This window comes from Methylobacterium sp. P5_C11 (genome assembly GCF_054049775.1).
On sequence record NZ_JBFULS010000009.1, the window covers coordinates 81,312 to 98,581 of the forward strand.

Genomic DNA, 17,270 nt, shown 5'->3' on the forward strand with positions numbered 1-17,270 from the left:
CCGTCGCGCGGGACAATGGATGGACGGCTCCGCCGGCTTCCGCCGTCCGGAACTTGGCCGCGCGCCACCCTGGTTTCCCGGTGGAGTGAGCCTCGAGGCTCGCAACCGGAAAGAGGTGATGCCATGGCCACGGACGCCCGCGAGATCTACGTCACGGCCCTGAAGAATACCCACGCCGTCGAGATGCAGGCCCTGCAGATCATGGAGCGGCAGGTCGAGCGCCTGGAGCGTTATCCGGAGATGGAGCAGGCCCTGCGCCGCCACATCGAAGAGACCCACGGCCAGCGCCACCGCCTGGAGGAGGCCCTGCAGAGCCTCTCCGAGAGCCCCTCCACGCTCAAGGAGGGCTTCCTGGGCTTCGTCGGCAACATGATGGCCTTGGGCCATACCCCGGCCCAGGACGAGATCCTGAAGAACACCTACGCCAACCACGCCTTCGAGAACTTCGAGATCGCGGCCTACGAATCGCTGCTCACCATCGGCGAAGCTGCCGGCCAGCAGGCCCACCGGACGGCCCTCGAGCAGTCGCTGAGGGAGGAGCAGGCCATGGCGGAGGCGGTGCGCAAGCTGATCCGGCCGACCACGGAACGCTACCTGTCGCTGACCCTCGCCGGCGAGAAGGCCGACCGTTAGGACCATCCGCCGGAGGGGACACGGCCTTGAGGCCGGCCCTGTCCCTGCGCCGCCGCCCCGCCCAGCCCGTCTCATCGCAGGAGCCCCGCCGCCCGTGTCCGGATCTCCCCCTTTGGAAACGCGACCCGGTCGCGGAACGGACCGCTCCGGGCAGGACGGCCCGGCCGCCTCCGGGCCGCTGGGGACGGGATGCGTCCACCTGTGCGTGGACATGCAGCGCATGTTCGCCGAGTCCACCGACTGGCAGACCCCGTGGATGGGCCGGGTGCTGCCGCAGGTGTGCCGCCTCGCGGCGGCGCATCCGGAGCGGACCATCTTCACCCGCTTCATCCCGGCCGCCCGACCGGGCGACGGCCGCGGCACCTGGGCGACCTACTCGAAGCGGTGGGCCACCATGACACGGGAGCGCCTCGCCCCGGGCCTGATCGACCTCGTCCCCGACCTCGCACGGCTCGTCCCGCCCGCTTCTGTCATCGACAAGGGCGTCTACTCCCCCTGGCTCGACACTGGCCTCGATGCCCACCTGCGGGCGCGGGGGGTCGATACCCTGATCATCACCGGTGCCGAGACGGATGTCTGCGTGCTGGCCGCGGTGCTCGGCGGCGTCGATCTCGGCTACCGGATCGTGCTGGCCACCGACGCCCTGTGCAGCTCCTGCGATGCGGCGCACGACGCCCTGCTGCTGATGTACCGGATGCGCTACGGCCATCAGGTCGAGACGATGACGACCGCCGAGGTTCTCGATCGCTGGTCCTGAGCCACCTGGGGCCGTGCCGAACATTCGACCTGTAATAGCCAAGCTCAGGTGAGGTCTGTCCGAACCGTCCGTGCCCATCTCGTAGCGTGATCACTCGATCCGCGTGCATCCGCACGCGAAAAACAGTCGCGCGGCGCGAACCGCCGGCCAGCATGACCGTTATGTCTCCGAACATGGTTCCGGAGGAAGGTTATGGCCAAGCACGAGATCCTCGGCTACTTCGAGCACCGCCGCGACGGGGCCTGGGTCTGCGTCCGTCCCTTCACCCTGACCACGCGGGATGCCAGCATCGACATCCGGCAGGGCATGCGCTTCGACTACGGCAAGCGCGTCGGGGGCGTCGATCTGGCCGAGTACCTCGAGCGGCTGGGCTCGCAGTTCGGATCCTGAGGCGGGCGCCCGCCCCCAAAGATTCCGCCCTGAACGATCGAGACACGCCCCGAGCGGCACCGGACGCGCGTCCGGTACCGCTCTGCGTCGTTCAGGCGCCGCCCCACTGCATCGTCAGGCCGCCATCGACCACCAGGGTGTGGCCGGTCACGTAATCGGCCGCGTCCGAGGCGAGGTAGAGAATGGCCCGGGCGATCTCCTCCGGCTGGCCGGCGCGGTGCCACGGGATGCGTTCCAGCGACTGTTCGAGAGCCGCCGGATTCTCGAAGCGGTCCGATGTCATCGGGGTCTCGATCAGCCCCGGGGCGACCGTTGTTGACGTTGATCCGGTCCTCGGCGAGTTCCCGCGACAGGGAGCGGCAGAGGGACCCGAGGCCGGCCTTCGACATGCCGTAGGGCGCGCTCTCCGGAGTCGGCAGGTGCTGGGCCACGGAGGAGACGAACACGATCTTGCCCCGGCCACCCTGAGCCTTGCGCATCTTGATGAACGGCCGAGCGCAGAACAGCGGACCCATCAGGTTCACCCGGAGAATCCGCTCCAGCACCGCATCGTCCATCTCGGCGACCGGGACCCCGCTCATGGCTTGGCCGGCATTAGCCACCAGGATGTCGAGGGTGCCGAACTCGCTGCCGATCCGGTCGAAGGCGGCGTTGACGGCGGCCGGATCGCCGGCATCGAGCTGGAGCACCAGTGCCCGGCGCCCCGCGGCCTCGACTCGGGCGGCGGTCTCGCGGATGCCGGCTTCGTCAGTGTGATAGGTGATCGCCACGTCGGCGCCCCCGCGGGCCAGCAGGTCCGCGGTCGCCTGACCGATGCCGGAATCGGCCCCGGTCACCAAGGCACGAGTATCGGTGAAGGTCATACGGGCTGATCTCGTTCAGGATTGCCGCTCGCACGGCCGGATGCCGGGGCAATGGATGCCGCCGGGGCCGGTTCCGGACGCGCGCACCGGCCGCAGGGGAACCCGATCCGAGCCGGCGTCTTTGACGCTCCGCGGCTGCATGGCCTAGTGAGGACGCATGTCGCTGGATGATACGACCCACCCGATCGCCGAGGAGTGCGCGCCCGACACGCGCAGCCGCATCCTCGCGACGGCGGACGCGTATTTCCGCGAGATCGGCTACCAGAAGACGACCGTGGCCGACATCGCCCGGACCCTGAAGATGAGCCCGGCCAACGTCTATCGCTTCTTCGACTCGAAGAAGGCGATCAACGAAGCGGTGCTGGAGCGGCTGATCGGGGAGAGTGAGGCGGTGATTTCGTGCATCGCCGACCGGCCGGGCCTCGACGCCACCGGGCGCCTGGTGGCGGCGATCGAGACCCTGCATCGCGACTGCACCCGGCGCTGCGAGACCTTTCCCCGCCTGCACGAGATGATCGAGGCGGCGATGTCCGAGAGCTGGGACGTCTGCCGCCATCACGTGGCCCGGATCACCGCCGGGTTCGAGCGGATCATCCGCGACGGGGTGGCCCGGGGCGAGTTCGAGGCCGCCGATCCGGCCGAAGCGGCCGCCTGCATCCACGTCGCCATCGCGCGGTACACCCACCCGCTGCTGGTGGGCAGCGCCAGCCTCCAGCCGGTTCCGCCCGTGGAAGCCATGGCGGCGTTCCTGCTGCGGAGCTTGGCGCCACGGGGAGTCTAAGGAACAACCCGCTTCGCAGGATGCGGCACGCGCAGCGGGCGCGCGCGCCGATGCAGGGCGAGGCCGGGGAGCGACGCTCCGCCCGCCTATTCGGAGGCCGCCCCGGCCTCGGGCGCCGGCTCGGAGGCGCTGGGTTGCGGGCCGTCATAGCCCTCGATCACCAGGACCTCCGCTTCGACGCCACCGCGCTGCTTGGCTTTGGCGGCCTGGTAGAGGTCGGAGTTCCAACAGGCGAGGGCGTCGGCGTAGCTCGGGAACTCGATCACCACGTTGCGGGACCGGGCCGGCCCCATCACCGCCTCGTAGGCACCGCCGCGCACCAGGAAGCGGCCGCCATACCGGGCGAAGGCGGCGCCGTTGGCGGCCACGTAATCCTTGTAGGCCTCCGCGTCGCGGACATCGACCCGCGCGATCCAGTAGCCCTTCGCCATGCCGCAACTCCTCCGTTGGGAGGCGAAGTGGGTCCGATCCGCGCGAAGGCAATCCCGGTCCGGGTCAGGCGAGATCCGCCACGATCGCCTGCGCCACGGCGCGCGGGTCGGCGGCGCCGGTGATCGGCCGTCCGACGACCACGTTGTCGATCCCGACCGCTCGGGCCTCGCCGGGCGTCATGACCCGCTTCTGGTCGCCGGCCGCTGCGCCCGCCGGACGGATGCCCGGGGTGACGATCAGCCGGTCGGGTCCGACGATGCCCCGGACCGCCGCGGCCTCGGCAGCGGAGCAGACGAGGCCGTCGATGCCGATCTCGGCGGCCTGGGCGGCGCGCTGGGCCACCAGTTCGGCCACCGGCAGGGCGTAGCCGGCCTCCGCGGCATCCGCGTCGTCGTACGAGGTGAGCACCGTCACGGCGAGGATCTTCAGGCCCGGGCCGCGCCCGCGCAGAGCCGCCCGCATGGTCTGCGGGTAGGCGTGGACGGTGAGGAAGGTGGCGCCGGAGCCGGAGACCGAGCGGACGCCCTCCTCGACGGTGTTGCCGATGTCGTGGAGCTTCAGGTCGAGGAAGACCTTGAGGCCGCGGTTCGCCAGCCGCTCGGCCAGGGCGAGGCCGCCCGCATAACCCAGCTGGTAGCCGATCTTGTAGAAGGTCGCGGCATCACCGATCCGGTCGATCAGCGCCTCGGCCGCCTGCACGCTCGGCAGGTCGAGGGCCACGATCAGGCGGTCGCGGGGGTCTGCGGTCTCGGTCATCGGCGCGTCCTTCGGGGTCGCGGCAGCGATCCCGCGGAACGCCCGCGAGGTCAATGCCGGCCCCATCGCGCCTCACCCCGCCATCACCCGCGCCACCTCGGCCCGCAGCACCGGCAGCAGCTCCGCCGCGAACCACGGCTCGCGCTTGAGCCAGCCGTTGTTGCGCCAGGACGGGTGGGGCAGGGGCAGCACCCGCGGGCGGCGCGGCTCGGACAGGATCTCCCGCCAGCGCCGCACCGTGCCGGTCAGCCCGCCTTCGAGTGTTCCCAGGTGCCAGCCCTGCGCGTACTGGCCGATCACCAGGATCAGATCGAGGTGCGGCAGGCCGGCGAACAGCTCCGCCCGCCAGTTTTCCGCGCATTCCCGGCGCGGCGGCCGGTCGCCGCCCTTGGCGTCGAGGCCGGGAAAGCACGCACCCATCGGCACGATGGCGACCCGGGTGGCGTCGTAGAATTGCGCCGCGTCGAGGCCGAGCCAGGACCGCAGCCGCACGCCCGAGGGATCGGTGAACGGCTGCCCCGTCCGGTGCGCGCGGGTGCCGGGGGCCTGGCTGGCGATGCAGAGACGGGCCGTGGCCGAGCCCTGCACGATCGGCCGGGGTTCCTGGGGCAGGGGCGGGCCGTAGAGCGGGGCGTCCCGGCAGAGGCGGCAGGCGCGCAGGCGCGCGGCGGTGTCGTCGAAGGGCATGGCCCGGAGATGGAGTCGCGGCGCGCAAAAAAGAAACGGCGCGGTGTCGCGCCGCGCCGTCGTCAGTCGGGTCTCTTGCCTTGGGGGGAAGGCCCGTTCGTCTTACGCCGATGCAGGCCGGCGGAAGGTGCGTTTCCTCACGCGCCCTTCACCCCCGAGAGGTCGAGCGGCAGCGAGCGCAGGCGCCGGCCGGTGGCGGCGAAGACCGCGTTGGCGATCGCCGGACCCAGGACGGGCACCCCCGGCTCGCCGATCCCGGTGGGCGCCACCTGGCTCGGCACGATGTGCACCTCCACCGTCGGCATCTCGCTCATCCGGGTCGGCGCGTAGGCGTCGAAATTCTGCTCTTGCACGTGGCCCTCCTTGAGGGTGATGCGGTTGCGGAGCACCGCCGACAGGGCAAAGCCTACCGCGCCCTCGACCTGCGCGCGGATCACGTCGGGGTTGACCGGCACGCCGACATCCACCGCCGCCACGATCCGGTTCACCCGGATGCCCGCATCCTGCGCGGTGACGTCGGCCACCATGGCGACGTAGGAGCCGAAGGATTCGTGGACCGCCACCCCGAGGCCGCGGCCCTGCTCCTGCGGCTTGGCGCTCCAGCCGGCCTTGTCGGCGGCGAGGGTGAGCACGCCGGACAGCCGCGGCGCCTGGGTCAGGAGGGAGAGCCGGTAGGCCACCGGATCGACGTTCGCGGCGTGGGCCAGCTCGTCGATCATCACCTCCATCACATGGGCCGTGTGGGTGTGGCCGACCGAGCGCCACCACAGGACCGGCACGCCCTCGCGGCCGTTATGGACGCCGAACCGGTAGGCCGGCAGGGCGTAGGGCGTGTCGGAGGCGCCCTCCACGGTGGTCGCGTCGATGCCGTTCTTGACGATCATCGCCTCGAAGGGCGAGCCGATCATGATCGACTTGCCGACCATGACGTGGTCCCAGCCGACCACCGCGCCCTTGCCGTCGATGCCGGCCCGGACCTTGTGCACCACGGTCGGGCGGTAATAGCCGCCGGCCATGTCGTCCTCGCGGGTCCAGACGAGGTGCACGGGGGCCTTCTCGCCCGACGCCTTCAGGACGGTCGCGGCCTCCGCGAGGTAGTCGGCGGTGGGGGTCGCCCGGCGGCCGAAGGAGCCGCCCGCCCAGTTGCTGTGCAGCCGCACCCGGTCCGGCGTCACCCCGAGGATCGCCGCCATCGTCGCCTGCTCGACGGTCTGGAACTGGAAGCCCGCATAGACGTCGTAGCCGCCGTCGGCCGCCCGCTCGATCGTGGCGTTGAGCGGCTCCATCGCCGCGTGGGCGAGGTAGGGGAAGGTGAACTCGGCCTCGATCACCTGGGCGGCGCCCTTCAGCGCCGCCTGCGGGTCGCCGCGCTCCGAGGCCGTGAGGCCGGGGCTCTTGGCCCGCTCCCGGTACTCGGCGAGGATCGCGTCCGACGAGCGGGTCTCGGCGGTGCTGTCGTCCCAGGCGACGGCAAGCGCCGCGCGGCCCTTCATGGCGGACCACGTGTCGCGGGCGATCACCGCCACGCCGGTCGGCACCTGCACGACGTCAAGGACGCCCGCGACCTTGCGGGCGGCGGCGGGGTCGAAGCGCGTCACGGTGGCGCCGAAGCGGGGCGCCCGGGCCACCACGGCCGTGACTTGGTTCGGGCGGCGGATGTCGAGGGAGTAGACCGCCGTGCCGTTGGTCTTGGCCACGGAATCGAGGCGCGGGATCCGCTGGCCGATCAGCCGCCACTCGCTCGGGTCCTTGAGCCGCGGCTCGGAGGGCACCGGCAGCGAGGCCGCCGAGGCCGCGAGCTCACCGAACCGGGCCTGCCGGCCGGACGGGGCGTGGCGCACGAGATTGTCGGCGACCGTGATCTCCGAGACCGGCACCTTCCAGCGGAAGGCGGCCTCGGCCATCAGCATCTCGCGGGCGGCGGCGCCGGCCTTGCGCAGCTGGAACCAGGAATTGGCCACCGCGGTGGAGCCGCCGGTCCCCTGGATCGGACCCATCAGGCTGTTGTTGTAGAGCGTCGCGTCGGCGGGCGCGAACTCGGTGCGGACGGTCTTCCAGTCGGCGCCGAGTTCGTCGGCCAGGATGGTAGCGAGGCCGGTCGTGTTCCCCTGGCCCATGTCGAGGTGTTTGATCACCACCGTGACGGTGTCGTCCGCGCCGATGCGCACGAAGGCATTGGGCTGCGCCTTGACGTCGGCGAGGTTCGGGCCGGCGGCCGCGCGGGCGGATTTCGGGTCGAGCCGGAAGGCGACCACGAGGGCGCCGGCGCCGGCGAGCAGGCCGCGGCGGCTGGGTCGGGCGGGGAGGGCAGTCGGTCGACGGGCGTTCAGCATGGCGGCGAGGCTCCGGTCAGGACCGCGGGGAAGATGAAGCCTGGGGCGGATCAGGCGAGGCTGCGCGCGGCTTCGTGAATCGCGGCGCGGATGCGCTGGTAGGTGCCGCAGCGGCAGATGTTGCCGTCCATGGCGCCGTCGATGTCGGCGTCGCTCGGCTTGGCGTTGCCCGAGAGCAGGCCGATCGCCGACATGATCTGGCCGGACTGGCAGTAGCCGCACTGGACGACGTCGAGCTTGCGCCACGCCGCCTGGACGGCCTCGGCCACCCGGCCCGACACGCCCTCGATGGTGGTCACCTGGGCAGCGCCGACATCGCCCAGCCGGGTCTGGCAGGACCGGACCGGCTGGCCGTCGAGGTGGACCGTGCAGGCGCCGCACTGCGCGATGCCGCAGCCATACTTGGTCCCGGTGGCGTCGAGCCGGTCGCGCAGCACCCAGAGCAGGGGCATGTCCGGGTCGGCGTCGATGGCGTGCGTGACGCCGTTCACGGTGAGATTCGGCATGGTCGGCGACCCTCTCTCGACGCGTGCGTCCGGCCCCCGAGCGCGGCCCGACGCCCCGTCCGGAGGCACCACCGCCCCCGTGGACCTTAGCGATCGCGTGCCCGGACACGATGTGCGGCAGCGCACTTCAATCCGGCGGCAGGCCAGTCTCGATACAGCCCGCGATGCTTAAGATTGAAGGGATACCGGCAGCCGCTTCTTAACACATCCGCCTCATCCTCGCGCAGTGCTTCCCAGCCATCTTCGCCCGCCCGCGCATTCGAGCCGAGTTTCAAGACGCGCATGCCCGATCTCACCGTCGAGATGGTCCAGCGCGGTCGCGGTCCCTCGACGGAGGAGGCGGCGCGCCGCCGCGGAGTCGCCCGCGAGATCCGCTCGGCCCGCGAGAAGTTGACCTCGCAGACCGGGCTGGAGCGGGCCTTCGACTTCGAGTTGCTGCGTCACTACGCCCATTACCGGGCCGGGGCGGGGATCCCGCTGGTGGGGTTCGCGGCGGCGCTCGCCACGGCCGCGACCTTCTGGATCGCGCCGGCTGTGGCGGCGGCCTGGGCGCTCGTCGTGTTCCTGATGATCACGCTCAACACCACGTTGAGCCGGCGCTTCCTCCGCACCGATCCGGCGACGATCCCCCTCGCCCGCTGGCGCCGCCGCTTCCTGATCGGCGAGGTGCTGCAGAGCCTCTCGTGGTCGGCGATGATCGGGCTCGGCACCACCGGCGGCTGGACCTTCGCACTGTTCGGCCTCGTCATCGCGGCCGCCGTCACCACCATGTTGGCCGCGACGGTGCCGCTGGCGGCCATCGCCGCCCTGGTGCCGCTGGCGGTCGCCACCGCCTCGCTCGCCGCCTTCTCCCAGGGGATGGACCTTCTGATGCTCGTGGTGATGGCCGGGGGGGCGCAGATCTTCTTCCTCGGCCTCTCGCGGCGCCTCTACACCTCGACGGTGGGGGCCCTGCGCTCCCGCGCCGAGAAGGACGCGGTGTTCGGCGAGCTGGAGCAGGCCAAGGCCAATTCGGACGAGGCCCGCCGCCGGGCCGAGGAGGCCAACCTCGCCAAGTCGCGCTTCCTTGCCACCATGAGCCACGAGCTGCGCACGCCGCTCAACGCCATCCTGGGTTTCTCGGAGGTGATGAAGAACGAGGTGTTCGGCGTCCACACGGCGCCGTCCTACCGCGAATACTCGCACGACATCCATGACAGCGGGATGCATCTCCTGAACCTGATCAACGAGATCCTCGACCTGTCGCGGATCGAGGCGGGGCGCTACGAACTCAACGAAGAGGCGGTGCAGCTCGCCCACGTGGTGGAGGAGTGCCGCCACATGATGGGCCTGCGCGCGAAGGCGAAGAACCAGACCTTCCACGACCTTGTCGACAGCGCGCTGCCGCGGCTTTGGGCGGACGAGCGGGCGCTACGCCAGATCGTGCTGAATCTGCTGTCGAACGCCGTGAAGTTCACGCCCCCCGGCGGCGCGATCTGGCTGAAGGTCGGCTGGACCGCCTCGGGAGGCCAGTACGTCTCGGTGAAGGACAGCGGCCCGGGCATCCCCGAGGACGAACTCGGCACGGTCCTGTCCTCGTTCGGGCGCGGCTCCCTGGCGATCAAGACCGCCGAGCAGGGCTCGGGGCTGGGCCTCCCGATCGTGAAGGGGCTGGTGGAGCTGCATGGCGGGCAGTTCCAGCTGTCCTCGAAGCCTCGCGAGGGCACCGAGGTGGTGGTGACCCTGCCGGCCTCCCGGGTGATGGACACGCTGTCGGCCGTCGATGTCGATCCGGAGACCGTGGCACCCGCGCGCAGCCCGCTCAACCGCGCGGCGTGACTCGCCCGCCCGGGCCTTCTCGGTCGAAGCGGGGGGATGGGCGGGGCATCCCGCTTCGCACTCAGTCGAGGCCGCCGAGGGTGCGGATCCGGGTCCATTCCGAGTCGGTCACCGGTTGAACCGACAGGCGGGAATTGTTGACCAGCACCATGTCGGCCAGCGCCGGGTCGGCCTTGATCGCCTCGAGCGTCACCGGGCGCGGCAGCGCCTGCACGGCCTTCACGTCCACCATGCCGAAGCGGCCGGTCTCGTCGGTGTGGTCGGGATAGTAGGGCCGGATCACCGCCACGATGCCGACCACGGCCTTGCCCTCGTTCGAGTGGTAGAAGAAGCCCTGCTCGCCGACCTGCATGGCCATCAGCTGCTTCTTGGCGAGGTGGTTGYGCACGCCGTTCCAGTACGTGCCGGCCTCCCCGGCCGCGACCTGCTGCGCCCACGACCAGGTCGCGGGCTCGGATTTGAACAGCCAGTACGCCATCGCTGAAGTCCCCGAGGACCGCCCGGCCGGGCGGCACGCCCCGCCATAGCCCAGCTTCCCCCCGCGCGCACGGACCGCCCGCGGCTCGCAAGGCCGGCGCCCGCGGGCGAAGATGTGCCCCTGTTGAGATCGGGATATTCCGCGCGCAGGCCGGTCAAATTTTAAATTTTGCATGCCAAAAGATCAGGAGGGTCCTCACCAGCCACCTCTTGGTTGCCTGCATGCTGTCCGTGATCGGTTGTTTTATTGGTGAACACAACCTGTGGCTAGTCGCATTGGCAGCGCTGATCTGCGCGCTGGCCAGCACGACCGCCATGGAGCTTCTCATCCATGTCGGCCGGGCCAGGGGTCACAGCCGCTACGCGTGGCTCGCCGTCGCGGCCGCCGCCGGGGGCTCCGGAATCTGGGCGACCCATTTCCTGGCGATGCTCGCCTTCGAGCCGGGTCTGCCGTCGGGCTACGGCATCGGGCTGACGATCCTCTCCTACGCCGATGCCGTCGCCATCACCGGGCTCGGCTTCGCCCTGGCCGTGTCCGGCCGGACGGTGCAGGCGGGGCTCGGCGGCGGCGTGGTGGGCGGCGGCATCGCGGCGATGCACTACACCGGCATGGCCGCCTATCAGGTGCCGGGACACCTCGTCTGGAGCCCGGCCCTGGTAGTCGCCTCGATCGGGATCGGCGCGGTGCTCGGGGCCGCGTCCCTGAGCGTCGGCCTGTCGGCACCCACGATCCGGCGTCGATACGGCGGCGCCGCGCTGCTGATCCTGGCGATCTGCGGTCACCACTTCACCGGCATGGGGGCGGTGTCCATCCTGCCCGATCCCCTGGTGGAGATCCCTTCGAGCGCGATCCGGACGACGTGGCTCGCCGGGGCCGTGGCGCTGGCGAGCTGCCTGATCCTGCTGCTCGCCGGGGCGGCGCTGCTGCTCGACCTGCGGGAGCGCCGCCGCGCCGAATCCGAGCGCGAGCGCCTGCGCAGCCTCGCCAATGCGGCCGTGGAGGGGCTCGTCGTGTGCCGCGGCGGCCAGATCGTCAGCGCCAACGAGGCCTTCGCCCGCCTCGCGGGTCTCGAGGCGGCGGCCCTGGTGGGCACCAGCCTGGCCACGTACCTGCCGGGCCTCGCGCCCGCGGGCGGAACGGCGGACCAGCCCCTGGAGGCGGATCTCATCCCGGCCGGCGGCGGCCCCATCCCGGTGGAGGTGATCATGCGCCCGGTGGCCGATTACGGCCGCCAGCCGCACCACGCCGTGGCGGTGCGCGACCTGCGCGCCCGGCGCCGGGCGGAGAGCCAGATCCACTACCTCGCTCATCACGACGCGCTCACGGGGCTCGCCAACCGCACGAGCTTCCACACCCGGCTCGAGCGGGAGATGCGCGCGGCGGACAACCAGGGCGCCCGGCTCGCCGTGCTGTGCCTCGACCTCGACCGCTTCAAGGAGGTCAACGACCTGTTCGGGCACGCGGCCGGCGACGCGATGCTGCGCGAGTTCGCGCTCCGGGTCGGCGGGCTGCTCGATCCCAAGCAGTTGATGGCGCGGCTCGGCGGCGACGAGTTCGCCATCCTGACGCCGCAGGGGGAGGGCTCGGCCGAGCGGCTGGCCGAGCGGATCCTGGCCACCCTGGCGGCGGTGCCGGCGGCCTCCGGCCCGGTGATCGCCTCCAGCATCGGCATCGCGGTCTATCCCGACGACGCCGCGGACCAGCGCGCGCTCCTGAGCCACGCCGACGCGGCCCTCTACCGGGCCAAGAACGAGGGCCGGGGCACCTGCCGCCGCTACGATGCCAGCATGGGCGCGCAGATCCGGGACCGGCGGCAGCTGGAACACGATCTGCGCCACGCGGTGGTCCGGGGCGAGCTGGCCCTCGTCTACCAGCCGCAGAGCCGGATCGAGACCGGCGTGGTGACGGGCTTCGAGGCGCTGCTGCGCTGGCACCATCCCGACCGGGGCACCATCTCGCCGGCCGTGTTCGTGCCGATCGCCGAGGAAACCGGGGCAATCCTGGAGATCGGCGCCTGGGTGCTGCGGGAGGCCTGCCGGACGGCCGCCGGCTGGCCGAACCCGCTGGCGATCGCCGTCAACGTCTCGGCGGTGCAGCTCCATAACCCGCACTTCGTCCAGTTCGTCCACGGTACCCTGTTCGCGTGCGGCCTGAAGGCGGAGCGCCTGGAGATCGAGATCACAGAAACCGCCCTGATCCGGGATCCGGCCCGGGCGCTGCTCACCCTGCGCCAGCTCAAGGCCCTGGGCGTCCAGATCGCCATGGACGATTTCGGCACCGGCTACTCCTCGCTCTCGAACCTGCGCTCCTTCCCGTTCGACCGGATCAAGATCGACGGCTCGTTCATCAAGGCAGTCCACAGCAACCCGCAGGGGGCCGCGATCGTGCGCTCCGTGCTGGGGCTGGGGCGGGGCCTGGGGCTCGCCGTGGTGGCGGAGGGGGTGGAGACGGACGAGGAGCTGTCCTTCCTGGCCGCGGAGCACTGCACCATCGCCCAGGGCTACCTGCTGGGCCGGCCCGCGCCGATCGCGCGCTTCGCCGACCACACCCACGGGACCGCACCGGGGCCGGCGGCCGCCGTGGCGTGAGCCGGCGCCGCGGGCTCAGTCGGTCTCACCGCGCAGCGGCCGGGCCAGCAACCCCGCGATCACGTCGTCGACGCTGGCCCGGCCCGCCACGATGGCGGCGACGGCCTCCGCCACCGGCATCTCGATTCCCTTAGCGGCGGCGAGGCCGGTGAGCGCCGCCGCGGTGAACGCCCCCTCGGCGAGCCTGCCGCCCGCGGCCTCGGCGGGGCTCGCCCCGGCGCCGAGCCGCTGGCCGAAGGCGAAGTTGCGCGATTGCGGCGAGGAGGCGGTGAGCACGAGGTCGCCGAGGCCCGAGAGACCCATCAGCGTCTCCGGCCGCCCCCCGAAGGCGCGGGCGAAGCGCATCAGCTCGGCGAAGGCGCGGGCGATCAGCGCCGCCCGGGCGCTCTCGCCGAGCCCGCGCCCCGCCACGATCCCGCAGGCGATGGCCAGGACGTTCTTGCCGGCGCCGCCGACCTCGACGCCGCGCACGTCGTCGGTGTGGTAGAGCCGGAAGCTCGGCCCCGAGAGCAGCGCGCACAAGGCCGCCGCGAGGCCGGGATCGGCCGCCGCCAGGGTCACGGCGGTGGGCAGGCCCCGGGCGACGTCGGCCGCGAAGCTCGGCCCCGACAGGACCGCCACCGGCGTCCCCGGCCGCAGCACCTGCCCCGCCACCGCGCTCATGAAACTGTCGCTGCCGCGCTCGATCCCCTTGGCGCAGAGGACCACCGGTCCCGCCGTGGCCAGGGGCGCGCGCAGGGTCTCCAGCACGCCGCGCACGGTCTGGGCCGGCACGACCAGCAGGGTCGCCCGCGCGCCAGCGAGGTCCTCCGCCTCCGCGGTCGCCCGGATGCCCGGATGGAGCGGCACGCCCGGCAGGTAGCGCGGGTTCTCCCGGCTCGCCTGGAGGGCGGCGGCGGCCTCCCGGTCGCGCAGCCACAGGGTCACGGGATGGCCGGTCCCGGCGGCGGCATTGGCGAGGGCCGTCCCCCAGGCGCCGCCGCCGACGACGTTGATCGCGGTCTCGGCCCTCATGCCGCAGCCTCCCTGTCGACGCCATCCAGCCGGTACAGGACGTGCGCGCGCAGCGGCCCCTCGGGAACCGCCGGATGCGGGAACGTCCCGGCCGCAACCATTCCGAGGCGCCCCATGACCGCCTGGGAGCGCAGGTTGCCCGCCGCCGTGTAGGCCACGACTGCGCGGATGCCGCAGCGTCCGGCGAGGTCGGCGAGGGCCAGCCGCGCGGCGCGCGTGGCCAAGCCCCGGCCCCAAAAATCCCGCGCCAGGCGCCAGGCCAACTCGACCGTGCTCCCCGGCCGGTCGCCGCCCGGGAAGGGCAGGGGCCTGATGATCCGCATCGCGCCGGCGAAACCGATGAACCGGCCCGCATGCTCCAGAGCCCAGGGGCCGAACCCGTCCGCCACGAAGCGGCGATCGCAGAGGCCGGCCTCGGCGGCGCTCTCCGCCCCGGTCCGGGGCCGGGGGAAATGGGCCATCACCGCCGGATCGGCGTTGAGCGCCGCGAAGGGCGCCGTGTCCGCCGGGCGCCAGCGCCGCAGGAGCAGGTCGCCGTCCCGAACGGCGCCCGGCACCGGAGCGGTGGCAATCTTGCCGCGCCATGCGAGCGACCGGCGGTTGAGCAGGGCGAGATCCGCCCAGCCCGCGAGCACCGCCTCGCCCAGCGCGATCGCAACCTCGAGCCGATCCATGGGCATGGTGGCGTGGGCGGGCGGGCGGACATGGTCGCGCCAGGGGCCGCCGCAGGCGTTGTCGAGGAGGATGCGGGCGAAGCAATGGTCGAGGCGCACCGGCCAGTCCGGCCGGGCGGCAGCGGGCAGGCGGCGCCCCACCAGATCCCGCCAGTCCGCGCGCCGGGCCGCGCTCATCCGGCCGCCGCCCGGCCGGGATCGGCCGCCAGGGGCCAGCGGGGCCGGGCCGGGGCGGTGAGGTCGTCGACCAGACCGAGGCGCAGGCGCTCCAGCCCGGCCCAGGCGATCATGGCGCCGTTGTCGCCGCAGAGCGGCAGGGGCGGCGCCACGAAGCTGAGACCCGCCTCGCCGGCGAGGGCGGCGAGGGCGCGCCGGACGGCGCCGTTGGCCGCAACGCCCCCCGCCGCCACCAGGGCGGTGGGCCGGCCGGCCACGCCCGAGAAGGCGCGCAGGGCGACCCGGGCGCGGTCCACGATCACGTCGACCACGGCCGCCTGGAAGCCCGCGCAGAGGTCGGCCACGTCGCGCTCGGCGAGCGGCGCGATCCGCTCGGCCTCGATCCGAAGCGCGGTCTTGAGGCCGGAGAGGGAAAAGTCGGCCTCGCGCCGGCCCAGCATCGGCCGGGGCAGGGCGAAGCGCTCGGGATCCCCGGTCTCGGCCATGCGCTCGACCTCGGGGCCGCCCGGGTAGCCGAGGCCGAGGAGCTTGGCGGCCTTGTCGAAGGCCTCCCCGATGGCGTCGTCGATGGTGGATCCGAGCCGCACGTAATCGCCGACTCCGCGCACGGCCACGAGCTGGGTATGGCCGCCAGAGACCAGCAGCAGCAGGTAGGGGAACGCGATCCCGTCGGTGAGCCGCGCGGTGAGGGCGTGGGCCTCCAGGTGGTTCACGGCGAGCAGCGGCTTGCGGGTCACCAGCGCCAGGGTCTTGGCGGTCACGAGGCCGACCAGGACGCCGCCGATCAGCCCGGGTCCGGCCGCCACTGCGATTCCATCGAGATCGGGGAAGCCGATCCCGGCCCGGTCGAGGGCGCGGGCGATCAGCCGGTCGAGCACCTCGACATGGGCGCGGGCGGCGATCTCCGGCACGACGCCGCCATAGGCCGCGTGCTCGGCGATCTGGCTCAGCACCTCGTTGGCGCGGATGTGACCGACGCCCTCCTCGTCGACCGAGACCACCGCGGCGGCGGTCTCGTCGCAGGTGGTCTCGATGCCGAGCACGGTCTTCTGCACGCGTGGAACTCCTCCGGTCCGAACCCGCTGCCGCCTCGCGCCGGGTCCTGCCGCTCAGGATGTCATAGCGGCATCCGGGGCCGCAGCGTTAGCGGGGGTTCGCGCCCCGGCGGGGCCGGCGCGCTACCCGTGCGCCTCAGTCGACCGCCACCATCACGTCGGAGGCCTTGATCACCGCGTAGGCGGATCCGCCCGCGACGAGCTTGAGGGCATCGACGGCTTCGTTGGTGATCGAGGCGGTGACCACTTGGCCGGGGCTGATCTCGATCCTGACGTGGGAGGTGGTCGCCCCCTTGTCCACCGAGACGACGGTCCCCTTGAGGACGTTGCGCGCACTGATCTTCATCGTGTGGCTGCCCGATTCTGAGAGCCGCGCCGGGCGGGCTCGGGCGGCTCTCCTACAGCAAGGCGGCGCACCGCGCGACCACCTCAGCGCGGATCGCCCTCCGGCTCGCCGGACTCCGCCGCCGCCGCTTCGGGGATCGGCGCGGCGCCCCAGGCGACGAGCGCGGCGTTGAGGTCGTCGAGGACGAAGTGCCGGGCGCTGTCCCGGTCGTAGCCGTCGGCCAGCAGGTCGTCGTACTCGGTGAAGACGTGGCGCGCGTACGTCACCAGGGCGAGGCGCGCCGCGGTCTCGGGGGCGGCGCGGCGCAGGCCTGGACTGGCCAGCGCCCGGTCGAGGACGGCCTCGGCTTCGAAATCCGGCAGGCGCGGGGCGAGCCGGGCCAGCGCGGCGGCGACGGCGTCCCGGCGGTTCGGAGGCGGTGGTGCGGCGCTCATCGGGGGCCTGCCAACGGCATGATTTTAACGGCGTGATCGGATAGGATCGCTGCCGGATGAGGCGGGGCCTGCACGGGATCCTCCGCCGGGGAGATCAGGTCCATGGCAATTCTTCGTCCCGCGGTGCTGCTCGGCCTCCTGCTCGGGGCGGCACCGGCGCTGGCCCAGAGCCCGATGTCGGGCGCGAACCCGGGCTCGGCCGCGTCCCCGGCTCCGGCCGGTACCGCGCCCGCCCGCCGCATCACGGCCACCGGCCAGACCAAGCCCCCGGGCGGCACCGCGGCCACCGGGATGCCGCAGCCCGTGAACCAGGCCGAGATGATCAGGGCTCAGAAGGCGGCCGAGGCCCGCTCGAAGGCATGGGACAGCAAGATGCGCCACACGATGGGCTCGATCTGCCACGGCTGCTGAGGCCGCGGCGCCTCGGCCCGGACGGCGGAACCGGGACGCGGCTCCGGTTCCCGAAGACCGGAAGCCCACCTCGGACGGAGGCTCCGGAAAACGCGAAGGGGCCGCCCGCACGGGCAGCCCCTCCATCGGTCGCGCGC

18 protein-coding genes and 1 pseudogene are annotated in these 17,270 nt (G+C 72.4%); 7 read left to right on the forward strand and 12 right to left on the reverse strand.

Annotated elements, in window-relative coordinates; translation table 11 throughout:
* The first annotated feature begins 123 nt into the window (after positions 1-123).
* The 3 genes from ACXJKQ_RS07610 to ACXJKQ_RS07620 all read left to right on the forward strand — a co-directional run bounded on the left by ACXJKQ_RS07610 (position 124) and on the right by ACXJKQ_RS07620 (position 1,780).
* A complete protein-coding gene (locus ACXJKQ_RS07610; protein WP_457105160.1) occupies positions 124-633 on the forward strand; it encodes a ferritin-like domain-containing protein in 510 nt (169 codons plus the stop codon).
* Between the two features lie 178 nt (positions 634-811).
* The gene (locus ACXJKQ_RS07615; RefSeq protein ID WP_457105200.1) at positions 812-1,390 is read left to right on the forward strand and encodes a cysteine hydrolase family protein; all 579 of its coding nucleotides are present in this window, start codon (positions 812-814) and stop codon (positions 1,388-1,390) included.
* Positions 1,391-1,582: 192 nt separating this feature from the next.
* Positions 1,583-1,780: a hypothetical protein gene (locus tag ACXJKQ_RS07620; protein WP_161393407.1), complete on the forward strand. Its 198-nt coding sequence runs from the start codon at positions 1,583-1,585 to the stop codon at positions 1,778-1,780.
* A gap of 91 nt (positions 1,781-1,871) precedes the next feature.
* Here ACXJKQ_RS07620 and ACXJKQ_RS07625 read toward each other — a convergent pair.
* Positions 1,872-2,643, reverse strand: a pseudogene (locus ACXJKQ_RS07625) (SDR family NAD(P)-dependent oxidoreductase).
* A gap of 157 nt (positions 2,644-2,800) precedes the next feature.
* On the opposite strand from ACXJKQ_RS07625, the gene ACXJKQ_RS07630 reads away from it, so the two are divergent.
* Positions 2,801-3,424, forward strand: coding sequence for a TetR/AcrR family transcriptional regulator (locus ACXJKQ_RS07630; protein ID WP_457105161.1), 624 nt, complete (start codon positions 2,801-2,803; stop codon positions 3,422-3,424).
* Between the two features lie 86 nt (positions 3,425-3,510).
* Here ACXJKQ_RS07630 and ACXJKQ_RS07635 read toward each other — a convergent pair whose 3' ends face one another.
* The 5 genes from ACXJKQ_RS07635 to ACXJKQ_RS07655 form a co-directional block, all read right to left on the reverse strand.
* Complete coding sequence (locus ACXJKQ_RS07635) at positions 3,511-3,855, reverse strand: DUF1330 domain-containing protein (RefSeq protein ID WP_457105162.1); 345 nt, start codon at positions 3,853-3,855, stop codon at positions 3,511-3,513.
* Between the two features lie 64 nt (positions 3,856-3,919).
* Positions 3,920-4,612 (reverse strand): orotidine-5'-phosphate decarboxylase, encoded by a 693-nt coding sequence (gene pyrF / locus ACXJKQ_RS07640; RefSeq protein WP_457105163.1) that lies wholly within the window; start codon positions 4,610-4,612, stop codon positions 3,920-3,922.
* Between the two features lie 72 nt (positions 4,613-4,684).
* Positions 4,685-5,299, reverse strand: coding sequence for a uracil-DNA glycosylase family protein (locus ACXJKQ_RS07645; protein WP_457105164.1), 615 nt, complete (start codon positions 5,297-5,299; stop codon positions 4,685-4,687).
* A 137-nt stretch (positions 5,300-5,436) separates the two neighbouring features.
* Positions 5,437-7,632 (reverse strand): molybdopterin cofactor-binding domain-containing protein, encoded by a 2,196-nt coding sequence (locus ACXJKQ_RS07650; RefSeq protein WP_457105165.1) that lies wholly within the window; start codon positions 7,630-7,632, stop codon positions 5,437-5,439.
* A gap of 50 nt (positions 7,633-7,682) precedes the next feature.
* Entirely contained in the window at positions 7,683-8,138 is a 456-nt protein-coding gene (locus ACXJKQ_RS07655) for a (2Fe-2S)-binding protein (protein WP_457105166.1), read from the reverse strand.
* A gap of 282 nt (positions 8,139-8,420) precedes the next feature.
* Here ACXJKQ_RS07655 and ACXJKQ_RS07660 point away from each other — a divergent pair, with 282 nt between their 5' ends.
* Positions 8,421-9,956, forward strand: coding sequence for a sensor histidine kinase (locus tag ACXJKQ_RS07660; RefSeq protein WP_457105167.1), 1,536 nt, complete (start codon positions 8,421-8,423; stop codon positions 9,954-9,956).
* A 61-nt stretch (positions 9,957-10,017) separates the two neighbouring features.
* On the opposite strand, the gene ACXJKQ_RS07665 is transcribed toward ACXJKQ_RS07660, so the two are convergent.
* Positions 10,018-10,434, reverse strand: a complete 417-nt coding sequence (locus ACXJKQ_RS07665; protein ID WP_457105168.1) for an EVE domain-containing protein — start codon at positions 10,432-10,434, stop codon at positions 10,018-10,020.
* Positions 10,435-10,655: 221 nt separating this feature from the next.
* Here ACXJKQ_RS07665 and ACXJKQ_RS07670 point away from each other — a divergent pair, with 221 nt between their 5' ends.
* Positions 10,656-13,022 (forward strand): bifunctional diguanylate cyclase/phosphodiesterase, encoded by a 2,367-nt coding sequence (locus tag ACXJKQ_RS07670; protein WP_457105169.1) that lies wholly within the window; start codon positions 10,656-10,658, stop codon positions 13,020-13,022.
* Positions 13,023-13,037: 15 nt separating this feature from the next.
* Here the strand turns inward: ACXJKQ_RS07670 and ACXJKQ_RS07675 are convergent, their stop codons facing one another.
* From ACXJKQ_RS07675 to ACXJKQ_RS07695, 5 genes are all read right to left on the reverse strand, one after another.
* On the reverse strand, positions 13,038-14,036 hold the full coding sequence (locus ACXJKQ_RS07675; protein ID WP_457105170.1) for an NAD(P)H-dependent glycerol-3-phosphate dehydrogenase: 999 nt from the start codon (positions 14,034-14,036) through the stop codon (positions 13,038-13,040).
* Positions 14,033-14,887: a GNAT family N-acetyltransferase gene (locus tag ACXJKQ_RS07680; protein WP_457105171.1), complete on the reverse strand. Its 855-nt coding sequence runs from the start codon at positions 14,885-14,887 to the stop codon at positions 14,033-14,035. The genes ACXJKQ_RS07675 and ACXJKQ_RS07680 overlap by 4 nt, the downstream gene beginning before the upstream one ends.
* A complete protein-coding gene (gene tsaD / locus ACXJKQ_RS07685; RefSeq protein ID WP_457105172.1) occupies positions 14,884-15,942 on the reverse strand; it encodes a tRNA (adenosine(37)-N6)-threonylcarbamoyltransferase complex transferase subunit TsaD in 1,059 nt (352 codons plus the stop codon). The genes ACXJKQ_RS07680 and tsaD overlap by 4 nt, the downstream gene beginning before the upstream one ends.
* Positions 15,943-16,078: 136 nt before the next feature.
* Complete coding sequence (locus ACXJKQ_RS07690; protein ID WP_457105173.1) at positions 16,079-16,288, reverse strand: TOBE domain-containing protein; 210 nt, start codon at positions 16,286-16,288, stop codon at positions 16,079-16,081.
* Between the two features lie 83 nt (positions 16,289-16,371).
* Positions 16,372-16,722 (reverse strand): DUF2293 domain-containing protein, encoded by a 351-nt coding sequence (locus ACXJKQ_RS07695; protein WP_457105174.1) that lies wholly within the window; start codon positions 16,720-16,722, stop codon positions 16,372-16,374.
* Positions 16,723-16,824: 102 nt separating this feature from the next.
* On the opposite strand from ACXJKQ_RS07695, the gene ACXJKQ_RS07700 reads away from it, so the two are divergent.
* A complete protein-coding gene (locus ACXJKQ_RS07700) occupies positions 16,825-17,133 on the forward strand; it encodes a hypothetical protein (RefSeq protein WP_457105175.1) in 309 nt (102 codons plus the stop codon).
* The last annotated feature ends 137 nt before the right edge of the window (positions 17,134-17,270 follow it).

Excerpts from the sequence above, each read along its gene's own strand:
- ACXJKQ_RS07610 (WP_457105160.1), top strand. The coding sequence starts at position 124 with ATGGCCACGGACGCCCGCGAGATCTACGTCACGGCCCTGAAGAATACC.
- ACXJKQ_RS07620 (WP_161393407.1), top strand. The coding sequence starts at position 1,583 with ATGGCCAAGCACGAGATCCTCGGCTACTTCGAGCACCGCCGCGACGGG.
- ACXJKQ_RS07630 (WP_457105161.1), top strand. The coding sequence starts at position 2,801 with ATGTCGCTGGATGATACGACCCACCCGATCGCCGAGGAGTGCGCGCCC.
- ACXJKQ_RS07635 (WP_457105162.1), bottom strand. The coding sequence starts at position 3,855 with ATGGCGAAGGGCTACTGGATCGCGCGGGTCGATGTCCGCGACGCGGAG.
- pyrF (WP_457105163.1), bottom strand. The coding sequence starts at position 4,612 with ATGACCGAGACCGCAGACCCCCGCGACCGCCTGATCGTGGCCCTCGAC.
- ACXJKQ_RS07645 (WP_457105164.1), bottom strand. The coding sequence starts at position 5,299 with ATGCCCTTCGACGACACCGCCGCGCGCCTGCGCGCCTGCCGCCTCTGC.
- ACXJKQ_RS07650 (WP_457105165.1), bottom strand. The coding sequence starts at position 7,632 with ATGCTGAACGCCCGTCGACCGACTGCCCTCCCCGCCCGACCCAGCCGC.
- ACXJKQ_RS07655 (WP_457105166.1), bottom strand. The coding sequence starts at position 8,138 with ATGCCGAATCTCACCGTGAACGGCGTCACGCACGCCATCGACGCCGAC.
- ACXJKQ_RS07660 (WP_457105167.1), top strand. The coding sequence starts at position 8,421 with ATGCCCGATCTCACCGTCGAGATGGTCCAGCGCGGTCGCGGTCCCTCG.
- ACXJKQ_RS07670 (WP_457105169.1), top strand. The coding sequence starts at position 10,656 with ATGCTGTCCGTGATCGGTTGTTTTATTGGTGAACACAACCTGTGGCTA.
- ACXJKQ_RS07675 (WP_457105170.1), bottom strand. The coding sequence starts at position 14,036 with ATGAGGGCCGAGACCGCGATCAACGTCGTCGGCGGCGGCGCCTGGGGG.
- ACXJKQ_RS07680 (WP_457105171.1), bottom strand. The coding sequence starts at position 14,887 with ATGAGCGCGGCCCGGCGCGCGGACTGGCGGGATCTGGTGGGGCGCCGC.
- ACXJKQ_RS07690 (WP_457105173.1), bottom strand. The coding sequence starts at position 16,288 with ATGAAGATCAGTGCGCGCAACGTCCTCAAGGGGACCGTCGTCTCGGTG.
- ACXJKQ_RS07695 (WP_457105174.1), bottom strand. The coding sequence starts at position 16,722 with ATGAGCGCCGCACCACCGCCTCCGAACCGCCGGGACGCCGTCGCCGCC.
- ACXJKQ_RS07700 (WP_457105175.1), top strand. The coding sequence starts at position 16,825 with ATGGCAATTCTTCGTCCCGCGGTGCTGCTCGGCCTCCTGCTCGGGGCG.